Here is a 20,337-nt window from a genome sequence, read left to right on the forward strand (position 1 = left end):
CATGCGATTAGGCGTGCTCGACATCGGTTCCAACACCGCCCATCTGCGCATCGCGGACCTCGCGGCGGGCCACCCGCCGCAACCGGTGGCCACGCTGAAGCGCCAGGTCCGGCTGGCCGAGGTGATCGACCGGGAGGGGTTCGTCGGGCGGGCCGGGATCGACCGGCTGACCGAGGCCGTGGGCGAGGCCGCCGCCGTCGCCGCGCATCACCGGGTGCACGAACTGCTGCCGTTCGCCACCGCCGCCATCCGCGACGCCGCCAACCGTGATCCGATCCTGGCGGAGATCCAGGCCGTCACCGGCGTCCGCGTCGGCTACCTGGACGCCGAGCAGGAGGCCCGGCTGACGTTCCTGGCCGCCCGGCGCTGGTACGGCTGGTCCGCCGGGCCCATCCTGCTGGCCGACATCGGCGGCGGGTCCATGGAGCTCGCCTACGGCGGCGGCGAAACCCCTGACCTGGCACTCTCCCTCCCCTTGGGCGCCGGCCGGCTGACCCGCCACCGCCTGCCGGACCCCGAGCGCGTGAAGAAGAAACACCGGCGGCGGCTGCGCGAGCACGTGGAATCCGTGCTCGCCGAGGGCGTCGGCGAGATCACCGCCAGGCACCGCGCCGGCCAGGCGACGGCGGTCGCCACATCCAGGACCTTCTCCCAGCTCGCCCGCCTGTGCGGGGCGGCGAAGGCCAAGGACGGGCTTCATGTCACCCGTGAGCTCCGCCGTGACGACCTGCGCCAGGCCATCGAACTGCTGGCCGGCCGGACTCCCGTACAGCGGGCGCAGCTTCCCGGCGTCTCGGCCGCCCGCGCCCGGCAGATCCTCGCCGGCGCCATCGTCGCCGACGCCACGCTGGCCGCCCTGGACCTGACGAGCGTGCAGATCTGCCCTTGGGCGTTACGCGAGGGCATCCTGCTGGACCGGCTCCGTCACTCGGCCGGTCAGGTGCGGCACCTGTTCGCGATCAAGGGCGAGAGCGCCTGAGCCGGTTCACCGTCAGTGCCGGCACCGCGCCGTACACCGGATCCGGCGGGGAACGTCAGTGGAGTCGCCCGGTCTCGTGCAGGTGATCGAAGATGACCTGGTCGACCGGGGACACCCGGTCCCGGTCGGCGTAGGTCAGCCAGATGACCTCCTCGATCTCGCTGCTCGGCGTCGGCTCTCCGTGGTGGTCGGCGGTGTAGCAGGTCATCTGTACGGTGACGCCGTCGGCGTGGCCGTGCGCCTGGGCCTGGTAGGTGCCGACGTGGGTGGCGGTGGCGGGGACGATGGTGACGGAGAGCTCCTCGCCGATCTCGCGAACGAGCGTGTCGAGGTCGGTTTCACCGGGTTCGCGTTTGCCGCCGGGGATGTAGTAGGCGTCCTTGCCCCGTGAGCGGGTGCTCAGGATCTTGCCGTGGTCCAGATGGATCCAGGCGATCTTGTCGATGGTCACCGTTTGGCCCCGCCTTTGCCGTGTCCGTGCTTGACCTGACCATTCTTGCCGGTGACCTTCTTGGCCTGCCCCGGGGGCACGAAGTCCGTCACCGCAGGGGTGCGGGCGGGGCGGTGCCGATCGGTCGAAGTGCCGCGTTCGATGGACACGCGTTGTGCCCGCAGGTCCGCGGTGGCCGGGGCCGAGGTGGCGGGCGTGCCGGAGGAGGGCCGCTCGGCGGCGGGCGCGCCGCCCTGCTCGCCCGGCCAGAGGGTGACCGCCAGCACACCGGCGATCAGGGCCGCCGCCGCGGGCCGCGCGTACTTGACCCAAGGCCGGCGCCCGGCGGCGGGATCGGGCGGCGGCTGCTCGATGGGGGCGGCGGTGAGACGGCGCAGGCGCCGGTGGGCGGCGTCGATACCGGTGCGGCGGGCCGGGTCCTTGGCCAGCAGGCCGGCCAGGAGGGGCGCCAGCGAGCCGGCGTGTTCGAAGGGGGCCGGATCCGCGGTGAGGACGGCGCTGATGGTGGCCAGGGCGCTGCCCTGCTCGAACGGGCAGTGGCCCTCGACCGCGGTGTACAGCGTGACGCCCAGCGACCACAGGTCGCTCTCGGGGGTCGGGGCCGCGCCGCGGGCGCGTTCGGGGGCGATGTAGGCGGGGGTGCCGACCACGATGCCCGCCTGGGTGAGACCGCTCTGGACCGGCCGCTCCAGGCTGGTGGCCAGGCCGAAGTCGGTCAGGACCGCGTGCCGGCCGTCGTCGTCCAGGAGGATGTTGGCCGGTTTGACGTCGCGGTGCACGATGCCGGCGGCGTGTGCCGCCCGCAGCGCCTCCAGCACCTGAAGGCCGATCCTGACCACGTCGGCGAGCGGCAGGGGCCCGCGTTCGGCCAGCACGTCGGCCAGGGTGGGGGCGCGTACCAGCTGCAGCACGATCCAGGGCCGCTCGTCGGCCACCACCACGTCGTACACGGTGGCGATGTGCGGATGCGACAGCCGGGCGGCCAGGCGGGCCTCGCTCATCGTGCGGCCCAGCAGCACCTCGCGTTCGCGCTGCGGCTGCTGGTCGAGGGTGACCTCTTTGACGGCGACCGGGCGATCGAGCAGCTCGTCGTGGCCGCGCCAGACCCGGCCCATGCCGCCCCGGCCGAGTTCGGCCTGCAGCCGGTAGCGGCCGTCCAGCAACCAACCCCGATATCCCTGCGAAACCGACATAGCGCGCGATCTACCCGATCACCGCGCTCCCAAGCGCCCGCCTGGTCTACTGATATCCGAGCACTTTCGAGGTCGCGGGTTCCGGTGGAGGCGGGATGACTTCAGAGGGTGAGCGGCCGTCGCCTGAGGGAGCGACGACGCCCACGGAGTTCGTGGCGGCGCTGCGCCGGTTGAAGGACTGGAGCGGCCTGAGCTACCGGCAGATGGAGAAGCAGGCGGAGCGGTGCGGGCTCGCCCTGCCGCGCACCACGATCAGCAACGCGCTGGATCGCGGCCGGCTTCCGTCGGAACTCCTGGTGGTGGCCTTCGTCCGCGCCTGCGGCTGCGACCAGGGCGAGGCGGAGGAGTGGGTACGGGTCCGCCGCCGGATCGCGGGAGGCGGCCCCGCCGAGGATCCCCCTCCTTCGCGCGTACGCCTCAGGCGATTACCGATCGTCATCGGCATCGGGCTGGCCCTGATCGTGGCCGGGGGCATCTGGTTCGTGAGCCGGGGTCCCGCGCAGAGCCGGGCGGGCGCCACGCCCTCCCCGGCCCTGACCGGCATCGCCCCGCCCGCCCCCGCGACTCTGCGCCGGCCACCGCCGCCCCCGCTGGGCGGTGCGCCGGTCCTCTATGTCGGTGACTCCCTCGCGACCGAGACCGCCGCGGCGCTCACCTACTTCCTGCACACCAGCGGCCGGAGCGCGGTGACGGTCGCCGCCCGCCCCGAGGCGGCGCTCTGCGACTTCCTGGACGGCGCCCGCTCCGGCATCCCCGCGGACGGCCGGCTGCCGGCCCTCGTCGACCAGGTCAGGCCGAGGCTGGTCGTGCTCCAGTTCTGGGGCTTCGTGTCGGAATGCACGGGGGCGAAGTTCGGCACCGGCCCTTATTTCGATCACTATTACGAGGCCGCGCGCCGGGCCGTCGAGCAGATCAAACAGGGGTACGCGGAGTACGCGACCGGCGAAACGACCCCGCCGAAGATCATGTGGGTTCTGCAGGGACCCGACAAGAGCGATCCCAACCGGGCCCTTCGCCTCAACCGGGACGTCTACCAGCGGCTGGTCAACGACCTCGGCGAGGGTCATGTGATCGACGCCGGCAGAGAGATCAGCATGGAGGTCTACTTCTACAAGCACATTCCGAAAGGCCGCTACACCTGGACGCAGTATCTTCCGTGCAATGAGGAAGAGCGCCTTTATGACCTGTGCACCCTTCCCGAGGCGTTCGGCGGCGTCGCGAGAATCCATCCGGAAAAAAGCGAGTATCCGCTGTGCCTCGCACCCGAGAAGTCCGGCCACTGCATGGTGCGATCGCCCGGCGTGATTCGCTACAGCCGGGCGATCGCGGAAGCGGTGCTCCGAACCCTTTGAGCGTCAGGTGAGGACGAAGGTGTCGGAGATCGGCGCGAGCTTCTTGTAGCCCTGGCCGTCGTCGAACACGTCCGCCTCTATGTAGTCGATCCTGACCCGGTAGGTTCCCCTGAGCTTCGGGCGCCAGCTCGACCAGCAGCGCTTGGTGTCACTTCTGCCGTCGACGTTGACGACGTTCCATCGTGACTCGAATTTGCAGACGAGCCCGTTCCTGCGCACCCCGTTCGGCGCGGTGTAGCCGAAGACGATGCGGAGGCTCTTGATGCTGAGGCTCCTGAACCTGTAGGCGTTGCTGTCGCACGTGCCCGACACCTGCGGGGGCAGGCCCGCCGACAGTGTGCAGCGGCGGGGCCAGTCGACCGCGAACTGGGCGACCGCCCGCACCTGACGGCGTGAGTTCTCCTCGACGCAGACTCGTTCGCGTACCCGTCCCCAGCGCACGCTCGTGTGCCAGAACTGCGCGTTGGTGTACGGGCTGCAGTGGTCGGCCAGGCTGCCGGAGGCGGCCGGCTTCGACGCGACCTCGGCGTCCGCGCGAGGGGGGAGTAACGACGTCAGGCCGACGATGAGAGCGGCGGCCACCAGCGTGGTGAGAAGGCGGCCGAGTTTCCTGATCATGGGCGCACCCTTTCCGAGTGATGGGCGGTGGTTGCCATGGCACCTCGCCGTCGTCCCGGCCCGCCAGCCGGCCGGGCGGCCGGGACAGTCCCGTCCTGCGGCCCACCGAGGGGAGCCGAGAGGACTCGCGCATGTGGTGCGCGTGTGGAGCCATTGTGGAGTCCGCCGCGATCGTTGGCCCGGAGGCGATCGCCTCCATCGGAATGGAGGAACCTGTGGTCAGAATGAGCCTGCGCTATGCCAGGTACGCACTCAGCACCCTGACGACCGCACTGTTCCAGCTGCCCTGCAGTTGATGGAACACGGTCGGCCGGTCTCCGGGACCGGCCGACCGGCCCTTCTGCGCCGTCAGATGAATTGAGGCCCCATGCTTGCCACAGCCGCTCGACAGCTTCGCTATGTGGCCACCGTGCTCCGCGGCGGCCGATTCGACGTGGACGCCCTGCGCAAAATGGTGATCGATCTCCGCCAGACGCTCGACGAGCTGGGCGAGCCCGGTGAAGGCGCCGACGAGATGCTGCCCGGCAGCGGTGTCGACGACCCGGAGATCCGCCGGGCGATGGCGGACCGGCGGCTGCGCCAGGCGATCCGCCAGGCCGCCGAGCACACCGCCTACTACCGGCTCTGGTTCGAGGAGCACGGCGTCGATCCGAGCCGCATCGGTCTCGACCAGTTGCACCAGGTCGCGACCACGCCCAAGTCGGCCCTGCGCGGCGCCGGGCCGGCGTTCATCTCCGACAAGAGCGAACCGGTCCTGATGGCACAGACCACCGGCACTACCGGGACGCCGACCGTCGTCTGGTTCTCGCGGTATGAGCTGGACCTCTCGGCGGTGTTGTCGGCGATCTCGTACCTGATGGTCGGGGGCGTGCGGGAACACCATGTCAGCATGTCGTGCGTCAGCTCGCGCGCGACGGTGGGCCTGATCTCGGTGCAGCGGGCGCTGGGCCTCGTCGGCGCCGGTTTCGTCGCGCAGGGGCTGGTCGACCCGGGCATCGCGCTGGACCGGCTGGCCACGCCGCTGCACCTGCCGGGAAAGGCGCCGCACATCACCGACCTGTACACCGTCCCCTCCTATCTGGGGGCGCTCGTGCAGCGGGCCGAGCAGGACGGCTGGCAGGCCAGGGATTTCGGGCTGCGCCAGATCCTGACCGGCGCGGAGATCCTGACCGACGCGCTCCGCGAACGGGTGCGCGAGGTGTTCGACGTACCGGTCTCCGACGTGTACGGGATGACGGAGCTGGTGCCGACCACGGGGCTCGTGTGCACGCGGCAGCACCTTCATCTGGCCTCCGAGCAGGCCCACTTCGAGGTGCTCGACCGGAACGCCGACACCCCGGCGGAGGTGGGTGAGATCGGCGAGCTCGTGGCGACGCCGTACGCTCCCTACCGCGACACGACGCTGCTGGTCCGCTACCGGACGGGCGATCTCGTCCGCCGGCTCCCGGACGAACCCTACGGCTGCGAGCTGGCCCAGCTACCGGCCACCTCGCCGATCGTCGGGCGGGCCAAGCACTTCACCGGAGGTCCGACCGCCCGCGACATCCTGGAGGTGCTGCAGGGGGTGCGGGAGGTCCCGCTGCCGACCCGGTACGCGCTGACCGGCGACCCGCTCAAGCCCGACCTGCACGTCGTCGCACCAGGTGGTGTGCTCGGCCGGATCGAGGACCTGGCGACGGCTCGTTCGCTCCAGGTCGCCGACATCGTGCTCGTCGACGAGGCCCGAGATCTTCCCGAGCCGTGCCGCGTCCGCGCGGACCTGTACGAGCACAGCTTCGAGACGTCGCGTTCATAACGGCGACCACCCGCCCGGAGACCCCATGTTCACCCTGCAGAACTTCGCGCTACTCGACCTCCTCATCGCGCTGATCGTGGTGCTCGGCCTCGGCTACGTGCACCGGTATCGGCTGCCGCGTCCGCCGGTGGGGCGCTCCACCACCTCCGACGTGCTCATCATGAGCTGCCTGGTGGTCGTGATGCCCGTCACCTACCTGGCCATGCCGGCGCCGGCCGTCTCCGCGGTGTTCGGCGTCATGTTCCTCGTCAGCCTCCAACTGGCGCTCGGGCCGTTGCTGGGCGGACGGCTCGCCACGGCCGCGGCCGTCCTGCTCGTCGCCGCCACGGCCGGGGCCGCCATCGCCGGGTACGACACCGTGGTCCTGGTGCTCAACGCGGCCCTCATCATGATCGTCGTGATCGGTGTGACGAGCCTGTGGACGCAGACGGGGATGACCGCCGGCCACGTCGCGGCGTTCGCCAGTGCGCTGGCGGTGTACGACCTGTTCGCGACCGGTCTCGGCGACATGACCGATCAGTTCCTGGCCCAGGTGGAAGGCTATCCGTTCGCGCCGCTGCTCGCCGTGACGACCGGGGCCGTGCCGGTGGCGGCGGGTCTCGGCGACTGCCTGATGCTCGCGCTGTGGCCGATGGTCGCGACCAAGGCGTTCGGCAGGACCGCGGGATGGATCGGGGCCGCCGTCGGCGTCGGCCTGATCATCGTGGTACAGGTCGGCTTCGCCACCGGGGTGCTCCGCTCGGGGATGGCGTTCCTCACCGTGCTGGGGCCGGCGATCCTGGTGCAGTACCTGGTCTGGCGCCGGATCCACGGGGCGGAACGCCGTACCAGCCGGTGGCTCGGTGAGCCGGCGTCGGTGGTCGACACCTCCGGGCGGGTCGATCGGCTGGCGGCCGGGCTCCGCACCGCCCGGACCGCGGCCGACCGGCCGGCCGACACCTGGGTGGCCGTCGACGACGACGCGGTCATCGCGGAGGGGCCGACGCCTGGGACGGCGCTGCGGGCCGCGCGCCGGGCGGGTTACGAAGGCGTCCCGTTCATCAGGCAGCTATAGCGAGGCGTCCGCTTTTGTGGCGATGGCGTGGGCGCGCCGCCGAGCCGATCGGGCGGCGCCCTCGTTCCCCGTGCTCTGGAGCGCGTGCCCCAGCGTGATCAGTGCTCTGGCCTGGGCGAGCCGCTGCCCCGTCCGGCGGAAGATCCGCAGCGCCTCCTCGCAGTGCTCCTGGCAGGCGGCCGGATCGCCCAGGCCGAGGTACGCGGCCGCGACGGCGCTGTGCGTCTTGCCCAGCGCCAAGGGGAATCCGTCGCCCGCCAGGCGGCGGGCACCGTCGGCGTGGGCCAGCGCCTCCGCGTGCAGGCCCCGGGAGCTGGCCAGCTCCGAGCGCGCCAGCAGCAGATCCACCTGGTTCGGCCGGTGGCCGGTGTGTTCGGTGACGGCCGCGGCGGCGGCGAGATGGTCGTCGGCGTCTCCGGCGGCCCCACTCCTGATCTTCGCCCGGGCCAGCCCGATCAGCGCGCGCACCTCGGTGTCGTGGTTCTCGACGCTCCTGGCCACGGAGATCGCCTCCGACAGGGCCTGGAGCGCGGACTCGTGGCGACCGGCGTCGAGATGCACGCCGCCGAGGGATTCCAGCGCCATGGCCTCCACGTACGGGGACCCGATCTCGCGCCCGAGCGACAATGACCCGCTGAGCGTGTCGAAGGCGTCCCCGAGCCGGCCCATCTCCCGCTGGACCACTCCGAGGTTGGTGCGGACGACGGCCTCAAGCCGACGCTTGCCGATCTCGACGGCCGCGTCCAGCGCCTGCCGGTGGCGCTCTTCCGCGTCGCGCAGGCGGCCGAGGTCGAGATAGAGCGCCGCCAGATTGCCGAGGCTGGACGTCTCGCCCGCGCGGTTGCCGAGCTCGCGGTCGATGGCCAGGGCCCGCCGGAACCGGTTGACGGCCTGCTCGGGCGTCCCGGCCTGCGCGAGGGCCACCCCACTGGCCCGCAGCACGGCCGATTCGCCCGCCCGCCAGCCCGCGCGGCGCAGGAAGGGCAGCGCCTGACGGTAGGCGTCGATGGCGGCGTCCAGGTCGGCGGTCCGCCAGCGTACGTAGCCGATGGACATCAGCATCGCGCCCTGCCCCAGGCCGTCCTGCTCGGCGCGGGCGGCCTTGAGCCCGAGTTCGGCGACGCGCAGGCACTCGGCGATGGGCCGTTTCCAGGACATGACGTCTCTCAGGGCGTCGGCCAGCCGCCAGGCCATCGGGTGGGGGCCGCGCTCCGCCGCGCGGGCGATCATCGCGGCGATGGTGTCCCACTCCTGGTCGAGCCAGCTCGACGCGTCGGCCGCGGTGCCGAAGGAGAGGGGCGTCACCTCCGTGACCGGCCCGTCCGGCGCCGGCCCGACCACGCGCACGTCGACGTGCTCGCCGGCGGCGACGATCGTCCGCAGGTAGAAGTCCAGGTACCGGTCGACGGCGGTCTCGCGCTCGGCGGGCGAGTCCTCCGCCTCGGTCCGCTCCGCGGCGTACGCGACCAGCAGGTCGTGACAGGTGTAGCGGTCCGGCTCCGCGGTCATCAGGTGGACCCGCGCCAGGTCCTCCAGCAGTCCGGCCGTGTCGCCCGGCGGGTGGCCGGCCAGCGCCACCGCGCCCGCGACGGTGATGCCGGTGTTCGGCACCAGCCCGGCCAGCCGGAACAGCCGCCGTGCCGCCGGGGCCAGCGCCTCGTACGATCGGCCGACCGCGCCGCGCACCGCCGTCCGCCGATCGCCCTCGACCTCCAGGTGGGAGAGCAGGTCGTGATCGCCGAGCTCGGCCACGTACTGGGCGAGCGTCCTGTGCGGGCCGCTCGCCGCCCGGGCGCCGGCCACCCGCAGGGCCAGCGGCAGGCGCGCGCAGAGCTCGGCCAGGCGGGCGGCGGCGTGCGGTTCGCCGCGGATCCGGTCAGGGCCCATGGTGTCGGCGAGCAGGTCGACGGCCGCGTCCGGGTCGAGCACGTCCAGCGTGATCCGCCCGGCGGATTCCAGCGCCACCAGGCCGCTCAGCCTGTCGCGGCTGGTGACCAGGATCCGGGATCCGGTTTCCGGCGGTATCAGGGAACGGATCTGGTCCGGTTCGGCGGCGTTGTCCAGCACCACGAGAACCCGCTGCCCGGCCAGGATCGACCGGTACAGACCGATCTGGACCTCCAGTTCCACGGGGATGTCCTCCGCGGGCCGGCCGAGCCCCTGGATCAGGCGCGGTAGCGCCTCGGCCGTGCTCATCGGCTGCGCCTGGTCGAACCCGCGCAGGTCGAGGAAGAGCTGCCCGTCGGGGAACCGCTCCGCCACGCGGTGCGCCCAGTGGACGGCGAGCGTGGTCTTGCCCACTCCCGCTCCCCCGACCACCAGGATGACCCGCGCGGCCGACAGTTCGTCCAGGTGTTTCAGCTCCGCCCGCCTGCCGATCAGCCGGCCCACCGCCGGCGGGAGCTGCCGGGGCACGAGGCGTACGGTCTCGCGCTCGGGACGGGCGAGCACCGCGTCGTCGCCCAGGATCGCCGCGCGCAGGCGCTGGAGCTCGGTGCCCGGTTCGACGCCCAGCTCGCTCGCCAGCAGCGTACGGACCTGGCCGAACATCTCCAGGGCCTCTGCCCGCCTGCCGGACCGGTGGAGTGCCAGGATGAGCTGCCGCCAGACGCCCTCGTTGAGCGAGTGGGCCTCGGCGAGCGCCCGCAGCTCACCGATCAGCTCCTCGTGCAGGCCCAGCCGCAGACGGACGTCGGTCCAGTCGGACCGGGCCGACAGCGCCAGCTCCTCCAGCAGCGCGACGCGCGGCGCCACGGAGGAGGTGAGCAGCGCGTCCTCGGCCGGGCGGCCACGCCACAGCGACAGAGCGTCCCGGTAGGCGTCACTGGCCGCGTCCAGGTCACCGGCGTCCGCGTGGCCGCGCGCCCTGCTCAGCGTGTCCTCGAAGACGAGCAGGTCGAGCTGGGTGCGCTCAAGGGTCAGGAGATAGCCGTGGTCCTGGGTGACGAGGTGCGGGACGACCGTTCGGCGGAGGCGGGTGACGTAGCTGTGGATGTTCGACACCGCGGAGGCGGGCGGCTCCTCCCACAGGCAGTCGATCAGGCGTTCCAGGGAGACCGGCGTATTGGGGTAGAGCAGGAGGACGCCCAGCACGGACCGCTGCTTCCCCGGGAGACGCGCGGGCCTGTTGCCGGAGAGAGCCTGAACGGAACCGAGAATGCCGAACACGGTCACAGGCGACTCCCGATCGTCACGTTGTCCACCGGGCTACCGGGATGGCCCGATTCGGGGTGACTGTAGTACTGACACGCCGTGGAGGGGCGGGATCATGAAAATTCCGCCCCGGCCTGGGCGGTCAGAGCAGGCGGCGAATGGCGTCGATCGTCGTCTCCGGTGAGGTGTTGAAGCAGAACCGGATTCCGGGTGTCGGCGCCACCAGAACGTTGATCAGCCGTTCGAACAGCAGGGTGTGCTCAGGGATCATGCGTACCCCGCCGCCGATCATGACCAGGCCGAAGGGCCCTTCGGGCAACCGTTCACGGACGGCCTTCTCCGCCTCCTCCGGGTCGGTGCCGATCAGGCACGGCACCGTGTCGAGGCCCGCCGCCCGCAGCGCCGCGTCGCCCTGCTCGACCCGCGCGGTGAGCTTCGCCTCGTCGAGGTCGGGAAAGCCGGTGTAGTCGATCGCGCTCGGATGCAGCCCGATCGTCAGGATCTTGGTCATCTTCACTCCTACCAGGGGACGGGGCCGTCACTGCCGAAGAAGCCTCCCGTCGGCCCGCCGGGGTCCAGGGTGGCCAGTCTGATGATCGCGGCGGCTCCCTCCGCGACGGTGTGGACGCCTGTGTGATGGTTCATGTCGGTGGCCGGGTTGCCCGGATCCGCGGCGTTGACCTGGAAGCCGGGCAGCGCGCGGGCGTACTGGGAGACGATCATATTGAGCGCCGCCTTCGACGAGGCGTAGTCCAGGCTCAGGAAGCCGTGCTCGGGGCGGGCGGGGTCGCCGGCGTGGGTCAGCGAGGCGAGAGCGCTGGACACCATGACGATGCGGGGCTGCCGCGACCTGCGGAGCAACGGCAGGAACGCGTGGGTGACCCGCACCTGCCCGAAGACGTTCACCTCGTACAGCGCCCGCAGCATGTCGGCGTCCATGTCGGCCGGATCGAGCAGCGGGCCGCCGACTCCCGCGTTGTTGACGAGCACGTCCAGGCGGTCCACGCGTTCTGCGACGGCCTTCACGGCCGCCGCCACGGAGTCGTCGGAGGTCACGTCGAGCTCGACGAACTCCACCCCTTCACCGGCCGGCCCGGCGGCGGCTTCGATGCCGCGCCGCCGGTCCCGCGCGGCCAGGAAGACCTGCCATCCCCTGCCGGCCAGGCGGCGTACGGTCTCCAGCCCCAGCCCCTTGTTCGCTCCGGTGACCAGCGCCACCGTCTTCTCCTGCGTCATGGAAGCGATCCTCGGTGCGAACGCCCGGGTCCTCCAGGGCCGCCGAGGCATAGGACCTGCGGTACCACCCGGCCGGAGCGACCTACGCGGCATGATTGAACCGTGAACCGCGCCGAACTCGCCCGAATACTCCGCGCCGCCCGCGCCCGTGTACGGCCGCAGGACGTCGGGCTGCCGGCGGGAACGCGTCGCCAGGTGCCGGGCCTACGCCGGGAGGAGCTGGCCATGCTCGCCGGCCTGAGCGTCGACTACGTGGTCCGGCTGGAGCAGGGCCGCGGACCTCGGCCCTCCAGCCAGGTCATCGCCGCGCTGGCCCAGGCCCTGCGGCTCGGCGACGACGACCGCGACCTGCTGTTCCGGCTCGCCGGCCACGAGCCGCCACAGGCCGGGCGCATCTCGATGGTCGTACGGCCGAGCGTGCTCCGGCTGCTGGACCGCATGGCGGACCTGCCCGTGCTGGTGCTGTCGGCCAAGGGCGACGTGCTGGCCTGGAACCCCCTCGGGGCCGCGCTGCAGGGCGACATGTCCGCGTGGCCGCGGCGGCGGCGCAACCTCATCTGGCAGCGCTTTCTCGGCAGCAGCCGCTGCCAGATCGCGGCGGGCCCGGACGAGGACGACGCGGCCGCCCGCGCCTCGGTCGGCACGCTGCGCGCCGCGCAGGCCCGTTACCCCGGCGACCCTGACCTGATCCGGCTGATCGCGGAGCTGCGTCGTGGCAGCCCGCGCTTCGACGAGCTGTGGCGGGAGGGGCGCTCCTCCCCCTGGCGGGCCGCGACCAAGAGCGTCAGGCATCCCAGCCTGGGCACGTTCGCGCTGGACTGCGACACCATGCTGCTCCCGGACGGCCACCAGACCGTCCTCGTCTACTCGGCCGAGCCGGGCTCCCCCGAGGCGACGATGCTCGACATGCTGCGCGTGATCGGGCTGCAGCAGGTATGAGTCATCGCCGCGTCCGCTCCGCCTCCGAGACCGGCAAGCCGTGGAGGTGCCCCGACCGCGGCCTGCTCTGAGAGGCGCTCGGGCCGGCCGGAGTCGTCTGGCGGTTCTGGTCGACGTTCCGGCGGAGGTGATCACCGAGCCGGAGCGTTACTCGACCGACACGAATCGGTGTTGACGCGCCTTCTTTGTTAACGGTTAACTGTCGTACGGTTAACCGTAAACGGGAGGTTCGGGAGTGCTCACGTCGAAGACACCCATGCGTGCGCCGGCCCTGGGAGATCAACTCGCCGACGTCATGCGGGAACAGATCGTCCGGCGCGCGCTGCGACCCGGGACGCATCTCGTCGAGGACTCCCTGGCCGCGCAGTACGGCGTGAGCCGGGGCCCGGTCCGGGACGCGTTGCGGCTGCTGGAGACCCAGGGGCTGGTCGAGTCCCGGCGGCGGGGCTTCTTCGTCGTCGGTCTCACCCAGCGCGACATCGAGGACCTGTACGAGCTGCGCGAGGCGATCGAGGTGGTCGCCGTGACGCGCGCCATCGAACTGGCGACACCGGAACGGCTTGAGGCCGGGCGCGCGATCGTCCGCGAGATGGTGGCCGCCGCCGACCGATCCCACGCCCGCGAGTTCGCCCAGGCCGACCTGCGGTTCCACGCCCTGCTGTACGAACTGGGCGGCAACCGCAGGCTGATCGACGTGTGGAAGGACTGCCGGCCGCTGATCGCCAGCCTGATGCGGCTGACCGTCGAGGAGGACGTCGACCTGCACCCGTCCGCGCACGATCACGGCCGGCTGCTGGAGCTGATCGCCGCGGGCGAGGCGGACCCGCTCGCCGCCGCGATGCGCGCCCACCTGCGCGGTGCGCGCGACCGGATGGGGCGCGCGGTCCTGGCGATGATCGAGGCCGAGGCCGGCTGGACCGAGGAGAGCGCCTCATGAGCGGCGCCACTCGCGAAAAGGTCACCGTCAGGCGTGGTCCGGCGGCGCCGTCGCGCGGACTGCTCTGGTTCGCGCTGCCGGCGCTGGCGTTCTACGGTTTCGCCGTCGTGGTGCCCACCCTGCGCGGCGGGGCGCTCGCCTTCACCGACTGGGACGGGCTCTCCCCCGGCTACAGCTTCGTCGGGTTCGACAACTTCGTCCGGATCTTCTCCTCGGCGAGTTCGCTCGAAGCGCTGACCATGACGTTCGTCTTCGCGCTCGCGATCACGGTGCTGCAGAACGGCGTCGGGCTGCTGCTCGCGGTCGGCCTGCACACGGGCCTGAAGACGCGCAACGTGCTGCGCGTGCTCTTCTTCGCCCCGGTCGTGATCACGCCGGTCGTGGTCGCGTACCTGTGGAAGTTCATGCTCACCCCGGACGGCGCCGTCAACAGCGCGCTGGAGGCGGTCGGGCTGGGCGCACTGCGGCAGAGCTGGCTCGGCGACCCGATGTGGGCGGCGGTGTCGGTGGTCATGATCGTGGTGTGGCAGCACGCCGGGTACTCGATGGTGATCTACCTGGCGGGCCTGCAGTCGATCCCGCCTGAGCTGATCGAGGCGGCCGCCGTGGACGGCGCGGGCACGTGGCGCCGCTTCTGGTCGGTGACCTGGCCGCTGCTCGCCACCGCGACGACGATCAACGTGATGCTGACCATCATCGGCGGCTTCAAGATGTTCACCGAGGTGTACGTGCTCACGGGCGGCGGCCCCGGCGGGGCCACGGAGACGCTCTCCACGCTGCTCTACAAGTCGGCGTTCCAGTTCGACGAGTTCGGGTACGGCATCGCGCTCGCCCTCGTGCTGGCGGCCGTTGTCGCGGTGTTCTCGGTCGCGCAGTACCGGCTGTCCAACCGGAAGGCGGCGAGCTGATGTTCCGCTACACCAAGGGCGTCCTCGCGCGTGAGGTCGTCATGCTCCTGGTCGCCCTCGTGTTCGTGCTGCCGATCTACATCCTGGTCAACCTGTCGCTGCGGCCGGCCGGCGACGTCTCCTCGCCGCTGCGGCCGGTGACGGCGCCGACGTTCGACAACTACGCCGCCGCCTGGGAGCAGGCGGGCATGGCCGGCGCGCTGCTCAACAGCGCGATCGTGACGACCGTCAGCGTGCTGCTGATCGTGGTGATCTCCTCGATGGCGGCCTACCCGCTGGCGCGGATCACGTCGGGGCTGTCCTCGACGATCTTCTGGCTGGTGCTCTGCGGGATGCTGATCCCGTTCCAGGTGGCGCTCATTCCGCTCTACCAGACCATGCGTGACCTCGGGCTGCTCGGCTCGCTGTGGGCGCTGGTGATCCTCTACGCCGGCGCGCAGGTGCCGTTCTCGATCTTCCTCTACACCGGGTTCCTCCGCACGATCCCGAAGGAGTACGAGGAGGCGGCCTCGATCGACGGCGCGGGCGCGCTGCGTACGTTCCGCAGTGTCGTCTTCCCGCTGCTGCGCCCGGTCACCGGCACCGTCGTCATCCTGAACGCGATCACCGTGTGGAACGACTTCCTGGTCCCGCTGCTGTACCTGAGCGGGACGCCGCGGCAGACGGTGACGGTCGCGCTGTACGCCTTCGTCGGGCAGTACGTGTCGAACTGGCCGATCGTGTTCGCCGGCCTGGTGATCAGCATCCTGCCGGTGCTGACCGTCTACTTCCTGCTGCAGCGCCGGATCATCAGCGGTTTCGCGGGAGGACTGAAGGGATGACCGGATTGCGACCTTACGAGCTGCGTACCGGCGGGCAGGACGAGCCGCTGGGCGTCGTCGCCGCGCCCTCCTTCTCCTGGCGGCTGGAATCGGACCGGCGTGGCGCGCGTCAGCGCTCCTACCGCGTCCGGGTGCGGCACCTGCCGGCGACCGGCGGCGCGGTGCTGGTGTGGGACTCCGGCGTGGTGGAGTCGGGTGACACCGCCGGCGCCCGCTACGGCGGCGGGCCGCTGGTGTCGTCGTCGGCCTACGCATGGGAGGTCGAGGTCGAGGACGAGACGGGCGCACGGGCGACGGCCCGGGCCCGGTTCGGCACCGGAGTGGTGCACGCCGGGGAGTGGCGGGCCGCGTGGATCGGCCGCAACCCGGTGTACCGCCAGGCGGCCTCGCCGCCGCAGGACACCGACATCAGCTACACGGTGAACAAACTGCGGCCGGTACGCCGCTTCGTCCACGACTTCGAGCTGGCCACCACACCGGCGTCGGCGCGGATCCACACGTCCGCGAAGGGCGTGTACCGCCTCTACGTCAACGGCCGGCGGGCCGGCCGGGACGAGCTGGTGCCGGGCTGGACCGAGTACCGGGAGCGGATCACGTACCAGAGCTGGGACGTGACCGCCCTGCTGCGGCCCGGCCGCAACACCATCGCGGCGCTGCTGGGCGACGGCTGGTACGTGGGGTTCATCGGCACCGACCGCCGGCACCAGGCGCAGCACTACGGCACCGAACCCGCGCTGCTGGTCCAGCTCGACGTGGACGGCGCGGACGGGTCGCGCCGGTCGATCGTCAGCGGCGAGGGGTGGAGGGAGTCGCCGAGCGACATCCTCTACGCCGACCTGCTGATGGGCCAGTACGAGGACTCGCGCCGCGCCGAGCCGGGCTGGGAGCTGCCAGGACACGACACCTCGGCCTGGTCGGAGGCGGTGGTGACCTCCCGCGACACCTCCATGCTGGTCCCGGAGACCGACCCGGCGGTGCGCGTGACCGGCCGGCTGCCCGCGGTCGCGGTGACGCCGCGGGGCGACGGACGGTTCGTCGTCGACTTCGGGCAGAACGTGGTGGGCCGCGTCGCGCTCACCCTGACGGGCCAGCCCGCCGGCACCCGGGTGCAGCTCACCCATGCCGAGGTGCTCGACGAGAATGGCGAGCTCTACACCGCGAACCTGCGTACCGCCGAACCCGTCGACGTCTTCTGGACCGACGGCTCGCCGGCGCAGGTGTTCGAGCCCCGGTTCACCCTGCACGGCTTCCGGTACGCCGAGGTCGCCGGCCTGACCGGAGACCTGGCCCCCGAGCAGGCCGAGGCGGTCGTGCTGCACAACGACTTCGCGCTGACCGGCGCGTTCGAGACCTCCAGCGCGGACCTGAACGCACTGGCGTCGAACATCACCTGGAGCCTGCGGGGCAATTTCGTGTCGATCCCGACCGACTGCCCGCAGCGTGACGAGCGGCTCGGCTGGCTCGCCGACGCGCAGGTGTTCACGCCGACCGCGCTGCTGCTCGCCGACGTCGCCCCGCTGCTGCGCCGCTGGCTGCGGGACGTGCGCATCGGCCAGTCCGCGGATGGAGCGTTCCCGGACATCTCGCCACGCCTCATCCACCTGCGGGAAGGCGCGCCGGCCTGGGGCGACGGCGGGGTGACGATCCCCTGGCACGTCTACCGCGCGACCGGCGACACCGACGTCCTGCGCGAGGCCGTAGACTCCATGGCCGCCTGGGTACGGCACATCGAACGGCACAATCCCGGCCTGATCTGGCGCGAGCGCGTCGGCAACGACTACGGCGACTGGCTGCAGGTCGGCGCGGAGACCCCGAAGGACGTGCTGGCCACCGCCTACTTCGCGCACAGCGCCGACCTGGCCGCGCGCAGCCTCGCCGTGCTGGGCCGGGACGCCGAGGCGCGCGAGCTGGCCGACCTCGCGGAGCGCGTTCGCGCGGCCTACCGGGCGGAGTTCGTCGGCCCCGACGGCCGGGTGCGCGGCGACACGCAGGGCGCCTACCTGCTCACCCTCGCGTTCGGCCTGTGCGCCGAGGGGCAGCGCGACGCCGTCGCCGAACGGCTCGTGGAGGCGATCGAACGCCGCGGCGTCTCCCTCACCTCGGGTTTCATCACGGTCGGGCTCCTGTGCCCGGTGCTGACCGCGATCGGCCGCTCGGACCTGGCGTACGCGCTGGTCAACGACGACCGGTATCCGTCGTGGCTGTTCTCGGTGCGCAACGGGGCGACGACGATCTGGGAGCGCTGGGACGGCTGGACGCCCGAGGGCGGATTCCAGTCGCCGCGGATGAACAGCTTCAACCACTACTCACTCGGCGCCGTCGGCGAGTGGCTGTTCACCGGGGTGCTCGGCATCGGGCAGGCGCCCGGCTCGGCCGGGTACGCGGACATCCGGCTCGCGCCGCAGCTCCACGCGTCCCTCGACTGGGCGCGCGGCTCGGTCGAGACCCCTCGCGGGCGCGTCGGGAGCTCCTGGCGCCGCGACGAGGCCGGCTGGTGCGAATGGTCGGTCCTGATACCGCCGGGAGCGGCCGCCGAAGCCGTAATCCCGGTGCCCTCGGCGGCGGCGATCACGGAAGGAGGTGAGGCCGTCACCCGCTCGGAAGGGGTCACCCTCCAGGCGGAGCGGCAGGGGTGCACCCGGCTGCGGCTGGAGCCGGGAAGCTACCACTTCCGTTTTCCGGCCGGAGCGCCTGCCGCGACGCCGATCCACTGACATTCTCCGGGGCCCCGCCCCCTCTCGCTTGGAGCAGCATGCACAACCGGAAGATCGCCGCTGTCGCCGGCATCGCGGCGCTGACTTTGGCCGCCTGCGGGTCACCGCCACAGACCTCTGAGAAGACCAAGGCGCTCACCATCGCCACGACGTCGAACAACCAGGCGCCGATGGAGGCGGTGATCGAGGCGTACAAGAAGAAGACCGGCCTCGACGTCAACCTGACCGTGGCCGACACCGCGCAGTACCAGACCACGCTGCGTACCCAACTGTCGTCGGGGACGGCGTCCGACGTGTTCACGGTGTGGCCGGGCAGCGGCAATCCCGGCGCCATCACGATCCTGCAGAAGGCCGGCTACCTGGCCGACCTGTCGGACCGGCCGTGGACCACGAAGGTCGAGCCCGGCACGGCCGAGACGCTGCGGATCGGCGGCAAGACGTACGGGCTGCCGTCCAAGCTCGACGCGATCGGCGCGATCTACAACGCCGGCACGCTGAAGGAGACCGGCCTGAAGGTGCCGGCGACCTACACCGAGCTGCTCAAGTTCTGCGCGGACGTCAAGGCGAAGGGCAAGGTCGCCTTCGCGCTGGGCCTCCAGACCGACTGGGTGACGCAGCTGATCCCGTACGCGCTGGTCGCCTCGACCGTCTACGCCGCCGACCCGGCGTTCAACGACAAGATGGCGAAGCGGCAGGCGACCTTCGCCGGCTCGGGGTGGGAGGCCGCGCTCGCCAAATACACGGAGATGAACAAGTCCGGCTGTTTCAACGACGATCCGCTCGGCACCGACGTGACCGCGTCCTACTCCCTGGTCAACACCGGTAAGGCCGTCGGCGTGGTGCAGGTGCTGGCCTCGTTCTCGCAGATCACCTCGGCCGCTCCGAAGGGCACGGAGTTCGGGTTCTTCCCGCTGCCGGGCGGTGACACCGGCACCAACCCGATCCCGCGCGGCATCGGCGTGAGCTTCGCGGTCAACGACAAGGCGAAGAACAGGGTGAACGCCCTCGGCTTCGTCGACTGGCTGGCGACGCCGGAGGCCACCAAGGCCTGGTTCGGCACGGCGCCCGGCATCCCCGCGATCCAGGGGGCCGAGGTCGAGGCGGAGCCGGCCGTGCGGGCGGCGATCGACATCATCGCCGCCGGCAAGACCGCTCCCTTCCCGGACACCGGCTGGCCGAGCGCGAAGGTGCAGGCCGCGCACCTCGCCGGGATCCAGCGGCTCTTCTCCGGGCAGGCGGACGCCAAGCAGGTGCTGGCGTCGATGGACGAGGCCTACGGCCGCTGATTCCCTTCTCTCGCGAAAGAGCCATGCCTACAACGTCGCATGACATCATCACCGCCGTACCCGTGTCGTTCGCCGAGGACGGATCGCTCGACCTGACCGGAACCCGGGAGATCCTCGCGTACGTCGCGGGCTCCGGGGTCCAGGGGGCGCTCGTGCTCGGCACGACCGGGGAGTTCCCGGCCCTGTCGATACCCGAGCGCAACGCGGTCGCGGCGCTCGCCGTGGAGGTGCTGCCCGACATCCGGGTGATCGTGCACGTCGGAGCCGCCAGCCGGTTCGAGGTGTCGCAGCTCATCGCGGGCGCGCGGGCGGCCGGCGCCCGCGAGATCGCCGTGCTCACCCCGTTCTATCTGCCGGCGCCGCCCGGCGAGGTCTTCGCGTTCTTCCGTGACGTCAGCGCCGAGGCCGACGGCCTGGACGTGTTCGTCTACCTCTTCGAGGCGCGCACCGGCGTGGCGGTGGACGAGGACCTGCTGGTACGGCTCGCGGGCCTCCCCAACGTCGTGGGACTGAAGGTCAGCGGGGAACCGCTCGACAGGATCGCCTCGTTCCGGGGCCGCCTGCCCGAGGAGTTCCTCATTTACACCGGCAGCGACGCCGACTACGCGACGTCCGCCGCCGCGGGCGCGAACGGGATCGTGTCCGGCGTGGCGTCGGCGTTCGCCAGACCGTTCGTCGCGATGCGGGCCGCGCTGGAGCGCGCGGACGCCGCCGCCGTGGCTCGCCTGCAGGGCGACGTCGACGAGGTGGTGGACGCGATCCAGGGCGAGCCGACGCGGATGCGCTCGGTGCACCGCCTCGCCGGCCGGCCGGTCGGCCGGTCACGCATGCCGATCCCGGAACCCGACCAGGAAGCCCTGCGGCGGCTCGCCCGAGCCCTGCCACTCTACCACTAACGGAG

Annotated in this window: 17 protein-coding genes; 11 read left to right on the forward strand and 6 right to left on the reverse strand. The window is 71.6% G+C overall.

The window, feature by feature from the left end; genetic code table 11:
* Position 1: 1 nt before the first annotated feature.
* The gene (locus C4V41_RS24535; protein WP_103958254.1) at positions 2-979 is read left to right on the forward strand and encodes a Ppx/GppA phosphatase family protein; all 978 of its coding nucleotides are present in this window, start codon (positions 2-4) and stop codon (positions 977-979) included.
* 55 nt (positions 980-1,034) lie between these two features.
* On the opposite strand, the gene C4V41_RS24540 is transcribed toward C4V41_RS24535, so the two are convergent.
* Both C4V41_RS24540 and C4V41_RS24545 read right to left on the reverse strand, forming a co-directional pair.
* Positions 1,035-1,430, reverse strand: a complete 396-nt coding sequence (locus tag C4V41_RS24540; protein ID WP_103958255.1) for an NUDIX hydrolase — start codon at positions 1,428-1,430, stop codon at positions 1,035-1,037.
* A complete protein-coding gene (locus tag C4V41_RS24545; protein WP_103958256.1) occupies positions 1,427-2,623 on the reverse strand; it encodes a serine/threonine-protein kinase in 1,197 nt (398 codons plus the stop codon). The genes C4V41_RS24540 and C4V41_RS24545 overlap by 4 nt, the downstream gene beginning before the upstream one ends.
* 95 nt (positions 2,624-2,718) lie before the next feature.
* Here C4V41_RS24545 and C4V41_RS24550 point away from each other — a divergent pair, with 95 nt between their 5' ends.
* Positions 2,719-3,975: a helix-turn-helix domain-containing protein gene (locus tag C4V41_RS24550; RefSeq protein ID WP_103958257.1), complete on the forward strand. Its 1,257-nt coding sequence runs from the start codon at positions 2,719-2,721 to the stop codon at positions 3,973-3,975.
* A gap of 3 nt (positions 3,976-3,978) precedes the next feature.
* Here C4V41_RS24550 and C4V41_RS24555 read toward each other — a convergent pair whose 3' ends face one another.
* A complete protein-coding gene (locus C4V41_RS24555) occupies positions 3,979-4,593 on the reverse strand; it encodes a hypothetical protein (RefSeq protein ID WP_103958258.1) in 615 nt (204 codons plus the stop codon).
* 400 nt (positions 4,594-4,993) lie between these two features.
* Between C4V41_RS24555 and C4V41_RS61985 the strand changes: the two genes are divergently transcribed.
* Positions 4,994-6,388: a phenylacetate--CoA ligase family protein gene (locus tag C4V41_RS61985; RefSeq protein WP_160150378.1), complete on the forward strand. Its 1,395-nt coding sequence runs from the start codon at positions 4,994-4,996 to the stop codon at positions 6,386-6,388.
* Positions 6,389-6,413: 25 nt separating this feature from the next.
* Complete coding sequence (locus C4V41_RS24565; RefSeq protein ID WP_103958260.1) at positions 6,414-7,442, forward strand: hypothetical protein; 1,029 nt, start codon at positions 6,414-6,416, stop codon at positions 7,440-7,442.
* Here C4V41_RS24565 and C4V41_RS24570 read toward each other — a convergent pair.
* From C4V41_RS24570 to C4V41_RS24580, 3 genes are all read right to left on the reverse strand, one after another.
* A complete protein-coding gene (locus C4V41_RS24570) occupies positions 7,437-10,616 on the reverse strand; it encodes an AfsR/SARP family transcriptional regulator (RefSeq protein ID WP_103958261.1) in 3,180 nt (1,059 codons plus the stop codon). The genes C4V41_RS24565 and C4V41_RS24570 overlap by 6 nt on opposite strands.
* Positions 10,617-10,737: 121 nt before the next feature.
* A complete protein-coding gene (locus C4V41_RS24575) occupies positions 10,738-11,106 on the reverse strand; it encodes a hypothetical protein (RefSeq protein WP_103958262.1) in 369 nt (122 codons plus the stop codon).
* A gap of 8 nt (positions 11,107-11,114) precedes the next feature.
* On the reverse strand, positions 11,115-11,831 hold the full coding sequence (locus C4V41_RS24580; protein WP_103958263.1) for an SDR family NAD(P)-dependent oxidoreductase: 717 nt from the start codon (positions 11,829-11,831) through the stop codon (positions 11,115-11,117).
* Positions 11,832-11,933: 102 nt separating this feature from the next.
* Here C4V41_RS24580 and C4V41_RS24585 point away from each other — a divergent pair, with 102 nt between their 5' ends.
* From C4V41_RS24585 to C4V41_RS24615, 7 genes are all read left to right on the forward strand, one after another.
* Complete coding sequence (locus C4V41_RS24585; RefSeq protein ID WP_103958264.1) at positions 11,934-12,770, forward strand: helix-turn-helix transcriptional regulator; 837 nt, start codon at positions 11,934-11,936, stop codon at positions 12,768-12,770.
* A 256-nt stretch (positions 12,771-13,026) separates the two neighbouring features.
* Entirely contained in the window at positions 13,027-13,707 is a 681-nt protein-coding gene (locus tag C4V41_RS24590) for a GntR family transcriptional regulator (protein WP_103958265.1), read from the forward strand.
* Positions 13,704-14,615 (forward strand): carbohydrate ABC transporter permease, encoded by a 912-nt coding sequence (locus tag C4V41_RS24595; RefSeq protein WP_103958266.1) that lies wholly within the window; start codon positions 13,704-13,706, stop codon positions 14,613-14,615. The genes C4V41_RS24590 and C4V41_RS24595 overlap by 4 nt, the downstream gene beginning before the upstream one ends.
* Entirely contained in the window at positions 14,615-15,436 is an 822-nt protein-coding gene (locus C4V41_RS24600) for a carbohydrate ABC transporter permease (protein ID WP_103958267.1), read from the forward strand. The genes C4V41_RS24595 and C4V41_RS24600 overlap by 1 nt, the downstream gene beginning before the upstream one ends.
* A complete protein-coding gene (locus C4V41_RS24605; protein ID WP_103958268.1) occupies positions 15,433-18,150 on the forward strand; it encodes an alpha-L-rhamnosidase in 2,718 nt (905 codons plus the stop codon). The genes C4V41_RS24600 and C4V41_RS24605 overlap by 4 nt, the downstream gene beginning before the upstream one ends.
* A 38-nt stretch (positions 18,151-18,188) precedes the next feature.
* Entirely contained in the window at positions 18,189-19,436 is a 1,248-nt protein-coding gene (locus C4V41_RS24610; protein WP_103958269.1) for an ABC transporter substrate-binding protein, read from the forward strand.
* Between the two features lie 23 nt (positions 19,437-19,459).
* On the forward strand, positions 19,460-20,332 hold the full coding sequence (locus tag C4V41_RS24615; protein WP_103958270.1) for a dihydrodipicolinate synthase family protein: 873 nt from the start codon (positions 19,460-19,462) through the stop codon (positions 20,330-20,332).
* Positions 20,333-20,337 lie beyond the last annotated feature (5 nt).

Source organism: Nonomuraea solani, from assembly GCF_900108335.1.
Lineage (GTDB): Bacteria > Actinomycetota > Actinomycetes > Streptosporangiales > Streptosporangiaceae > Nonomuraea > Nonomuraea solani.